Source organism: Dietzia sp. DQ11-38-2 (assembly GCF_014145055.1).
GTDB lineage: Bacteria > Actinomycetota > Actinomycetes > Mycobacteriales > Mycobacteriaceae > Dietzia.
Genome location: NZ_JAALDW010000210.1, coordinates 1 through 5,103 on the forward strand (window position 1 = coordinate 1; position 5,103 = coordinate 5,103).

Here is a 5,103-nt window from a genome sequence, read left to right on the forward strand (position 1 = left end):
GGCCACCTCGGCGCCCTCGCCCTCGTCGATGACCGGGTTGTCCGGGGCCGAGGCGGGCTCGGCGACAGCGGTCTTGGACTCGGCCGGCGCGGCGTCCCGGGCCGCCTTCTCGTCGGCCTCCTTCTCGGCCGCGGTCTTCTCGCGCTTCGGCTGCTCCAGCCACGCGGCTTCGCGAGGCTCAGGCAGGCCACCGTCGCGCGTGACGGACTCCAGCAGCAGCTGGGCCACGTCCACGACCTCGACCTGGCCCTCCTGCTCGGTGCCGTCGGTCTGGGCGGTCGCGCCATCCGAGAGCATGACGCGGCAGAACGGGCAGCCGGTCGCGATCTTGGTGGCCTTGGTCGACAACGCCTCGTCCACGCGGTCGATGTTGATGCGCTTGCCGACCGTCTCCTCCATCCACATGCGCGCGCCACCGGCGCCACAGCACATGGAGCGCTGACCGTGGCGGGGCATCTCCGTGAGTGTCACACCGGAACCGTCCATGAGCTCTCGCGGAGCCTCGTAGACCTTGTTGTGACGGCCGAGGTAGCACGGGTCGTGGTAGGTGACGCCACCGTCGATCGGTGCGACCGGCACGAGCCGCTTCTCGCGCACGAGGCGGTTGAGCAACTGCGTGTGGTGGACGACCTGGTAATCGCCGCCGAAGTCGCCGTACTCGTTCTTGAGAGCGTTGAGACAGTGGGCACACGTGACGACGACCTTGCGCTGGCCGGTGGGCACACCGTCGAAGGCGTTGTTCATGGTCTCGATGTTCTGCTCGGCGAGCATCTGGAACAGGAACTCGTTGCCCGCGCGGCGGGCGGAGTCACCGGTACAGGTCTCGCCCTGGCCCAGGACGGCGAACTTCACGCCGGCCGTGTGCAGAAGCGTGGCGACGGCCTGGGTGGTCTTCTTGGCGCGGTCCTCGAACGCTCCGGCACAGCCGACCCAGAACAGGTACTCGGTGTCCGAGAAGTCCTCGATGTCGGAGCCGATGACCGGGATGTCGAAGTCGAGGGACTTCATCCACTCGTCGCGGCCCGAGTTGTTCTGCCCCCAGGGGTTGCCCTTGTTCTCCAGGTTCTTGAACAGGCCGGCGAGTTCCGTGGGGAACTCCGATTCGATGAGCACCTGGTAGCGGCGCATGTCGATGAAGTGGTCCACGTGCTCGATGTCCACCGGGCACTGCTCGACGCAGGCGCCACAGGTGGTGCAGGACCACAGGGCCTCCGGGTCGATGATGCCGGCGGCCGTCGGGTCGTCGGACACGTCGGCGGTGGTGTGGCCGACCAGCGGGCGCTGGGCCTCCAGGCGGGCGGCCTCGGGGATCCTGGCGAGCTTCTTCTCGTCCGGGTTGCCCTCGGCGTCGACGAGTCCCGTCTCCTCACCCATCGTGGTCTTGCCACCGGCGAGCAGATACGGGGCCTTGGCGTGGGCGTGGTCACGCAGCGCCATGATCATCAGCTTGGGGCTGAGCGGCTTGCCGGTGTTCCAGGCGGGGCACTGCTCCTGGCAGCGTCCGCACTCGGTGCAGGTGGAGAAGTCCAGCCAGCCCTTCCACGAGAAGTCCTCGATCGCACCCGCGCCCAGGACCGGCTCGAAGTCCTCGTCCGCCTCGGTGCGCTCCTCGATCTTCTCCATGGTCAGCGCCTCGCCGTCCATGGTCATGGGCTTGAGCGCGCCGAGCGCGGTGCGGCCGTCGGCCTCGCGCTTGAAGTAGATGTTGAAGAAGGCCGAGAAGCGGTGCCACGCCACACCCCAGGTGATGTTGCGGCCCACGACGTACAGCCAGATCATTCCGGTGAGCAGCTTGATCAGCGCGAAGATCGACACCATGAGCTCGTTGGCCGGCAGGACCGTGGAGATGGGGCCGGACACCCAGTCGTGCGCCCAGTTGAAGTCCTGGCCGTCCTCGCGGTAGAGCGCGAGCTTGCCGGCCTTGACGAAGAGCATTCCCAGACCCTCGAGCAGGACGACGGTCTCGACGAAGTACGCGGCCCGGCGGTCGGAACCGTTGAACCGGTTGAGGCTGCGACGCTGATTGACCTGGCGGATGATGATCAGCACCGTGATGCCGATGACCGTGCCCAGACCCAGGAACTCGTCCAGCACGTGGTACCAGGACTGCTGCGACAGCCAGGGCCATCCGCCGCGGGGGTTGAACGTCTGGATGTAGGCCTCGAACCAGACGATCGAGCCGAGCATGAAGCCGATCATGACGAACCAGTGGAAGAAGCCGACCGACCGCTTCCTGGCCATCCTGGTGTGGGCGCCGACCTCGATGATCGTGTTCTTCATCCGTGCGAACACGGGCCCCACGCGGTTGAAGCCGTCCTTCTGCCCCAGCATGATGCTCCGCACCATCCGCGACAGGCCGCCGATGAACGAGGCCCAGGCAAATAGGCTGAGCAGGACACCGATCGTCCCGAGAGTGATGGTCACGCCTGACATGGTTCGCGGCCTTTCGTCGCACTTCTCGACGCACGAGCACCTGACGACCCCTGGGGTGCCCGCCGACGGTCTTGTCGTTAAAGGTAAGCCACGCGGGCCCCGTACACCGAGTTGAGGTCGCCCTAAGTGGAGCGCACTCGATTCGGGGAACGGGGCCCGCGAGGCTGGTGGCGTCAGTTGGTTCGCAGTGTCAGACCGGGATGGGCGGCCATGACGTCGGCGATCGGGACCGCCGACAGGCGCGGGACGTACCCGTTCTCCCTGGCCACCGCGTCAGCATTGGCGCAGGTCCCGGTCTCGGCGACGTTGGACGCGCTGGAGATCCCCAGTGCCTTGTCTCCTGAGAACACGACGCCGCCGCTGTCGCCTGGGAGGGCGCAGAGGTCGACCGTGAACGCGTTGGCGATGGTGCGGGACCCGGCCACGTCGATCGTCGCGCCGACCTCGGACACGGTGCCACAGGAGAAGCCGGTCCGGAACCCGGTCTTGCAGGCCTTCTGCCCGACGACGGGTGCGGCGGTACCGGTGATCGCCTGGTTGGTGTCGGGACCGGCGCCGACCAGGTTCGTGCGGAAGCGGTCGGCGAACGCGGGGTCGACGGCCACGAGCGCGGTGTCGATCCCGTCGCGTTGGGTCCGCGTCATGGTGCCGAACTCCTGGCCGTTGGCGAGTGCGGCGCGCGTGCCGTCGGCACCGGCGCAGTGCGCGGCGGTGATGACGACGGGCGAGCCGTCGAGCTCACCGTTGAACCCGGTCGAGCACTCGAGGATCCCGCCCGGAACGGCGACGGAGTAGGCGGTGCCCCCGGCTATGGGCCCGGTGGGAGCGGGACCGTCGGCGCGCGTCTGGTTCTGGGGGACCGGGGTGACGGGGTCGGACATCGTCTGGCTCATCCCGTCGATGATCGAGCCGGTGCCCGGCGTCAGTCCGGCGAGCAGCTCGACGACGGTGCGCATCGGGCCCTCGGGGATCACACCGGTCTGGTTGAGCAGTGCGAGACTGGCGAGGGATCCCGGGTCGCCACCGGCGAGCGTCGGGCCCGGTGTGCCCGCGCGGGTGGTGGCGGGTTCGAGCCCGGCCGTGTTCGGAGCGCCCTCGGACTGGGTCCCACCGTCCTCGCTGCCGAACGGTGCGGTGTCCCACGCGGGGTCGGGCGCCTCGGTCATGTCGACCTCGGCGAGGTCCTTCAGTCGCGCGGTGAGGTTGCCCAGCTGGGCGGCCTCCCCGCCGCGGGTGGACACGACCACGGCGTTGCGGGTGGGGTCGACCCGCACCCCGGTGACCAGTGCCCGGAGGTCTTCGGGGAGGTCGGTGACGATCTTGCTCACCTGCCGCTCGCGGGCCGAGAGCTCCTCGGTGGTCAGCGCGACGTCCTGCACGGTGAAGCCGGCGTCGGTGGCCTCGGCGCGCAGCAGATCGCCCGCTTCGCCGGCGACCACGCCCACCAGGCCGGTGCCCTCCTCGTCCAACCACACGCCGCCGAACGAGTCGCGGAACGCCTTCTCCCACCGAGGCCGGGATTCGGCGAGGCGCTCGCCGATTCCGGCCTGGTCCAGGAACTGCTCGGGGGTCAGCCCCAGGTCCCGGCGCAGAGCCTCGACCAGCGAGGTCAGCTGGGGCCCCAGGGCGGAGTCGAGGGTGGGTAACACCTGCGTCTGCGCCGGTGTGGTGGGCGCTGGGGAGGGGGCGGCGCCGGCGGGGGCCGCTGTGACGACCAGGGCCGCGGTGGCGGTGAGGGCGGCGAGTCTCGTGGTGGTGCGCATGGTGGCCTTCCGTGATGCACGGTGGACGACTTCAGGTCGCCCAGTTGAGGCCAAGATTACGAAGATGTGATTACTGAGTCCAGTGCGACACGTGTGATTAGTGGGATTGATGTGTCAGGCGGCGCCCACCTGGAGTCCCGGGAAGCGGGACGAGATCGCCCCGACGGTCACCCCGACCATCGTCGGGACCGTTCCGCGGAGCGCGAGGTCGGCGCGGGCGGTCTCGCAGTTCGGGTAGGGCTGGTCGTTTCTGTCGAAGGCGTTGGACAGGCTGGTCACGGCGACCGCACGGGTCGCGGAGAACACCACTCCTCCGCTGTCGCCCGCGATCGCGCACAGGTTGATCGTGACGTTCCTGACCCCACCCGGTGTCGCCGAGTCGACGCCGGACACCTGCCCGCACGTATGACCCGTCCGCTGGCCGTACTTGCACAGGGTCTGCCCCCTGACCGGGGACTGCGTGCCGGACAGAGCCAGGGGCAGCGCGTTCTCGTCGAGGACGTGGGAGTTACGGAACCGTGGGTAGTCCTCGGGGTCGACGGTGATCAGCGCGGCGTCCATACCCTCGTCTGCCTCGGCAGAGGTGAAGACTCCGAGCCTCGGCGACCTGCTGTCCTCGGAGACCGTGCCGGGCCGGAACGTCGACTGGCCCGTCGCCTGGTCGGTGAAGGAACTGCAGTGGGCCACGGTGATGTTGACGACCCGTCCGTCACGTATCCCGTTGAATCCCAGGGAACACCAGTTGGCGACGGTGCGGGAGGGGGACAGGACGTACATGCGGGTCCCGCCCACCATGGAGTCCGGCACCAGGGCGCCCGGGTCCGGGCTCGGGGGGTTCGGGGCGTCCAGGACGGCCGCACCCGACCCGAGCGACCCCTGGGCGGGTCGCAGGCCTGCGGCGCGCACG

The 5,103-nt window shown here is 69.1% G+C and carries 3 protein-coding genes; all 3 read right to left on the minus strand.

Features of this window, described 5'->3' with window-relative positions; all coding sequences use genetic code 11:
• The coding region (locus G6026_RS07710) for a (Fe-S)-binding protein (RefSeq protein WP_182612828.1) at positions 1-2,433 on the minus strand (2,433 nt) is incomplete at its 3' end.
• 173 nt (positions 2,434-2,606) lie between these two features.
• Positions 2,607-4,196, minus strand: a complete 1,590-nt coding sequence (locus tag G6026_RS07715; protein ID WP_182612829.1) for a S1 family peptidase — start codon at positions 4,194-4,196, stop codon at positions 2,607-2,609.
• A 114-nt stretch (positions 4,197-4,310) separates the two neighbouring features.
• Positions 4,311-5,103, minus strand: a 793-nt coding sequence (locus G6026_RS07720) for a S1 family peptidase (RefSeq protein ID WP_241727979.1), incomplete at its 5' end; no start/stop codon positions are given.

Excerpts from the sequence above, each read along its gene's own strand:
- G6026_RS07715 (WP_182612829.1), bottom strand. The coding sequence starts at position 4,196 with ATGCGCACCACCACGAGACTCGCCGCCCTCACCGCCACCGCGGCCCTG.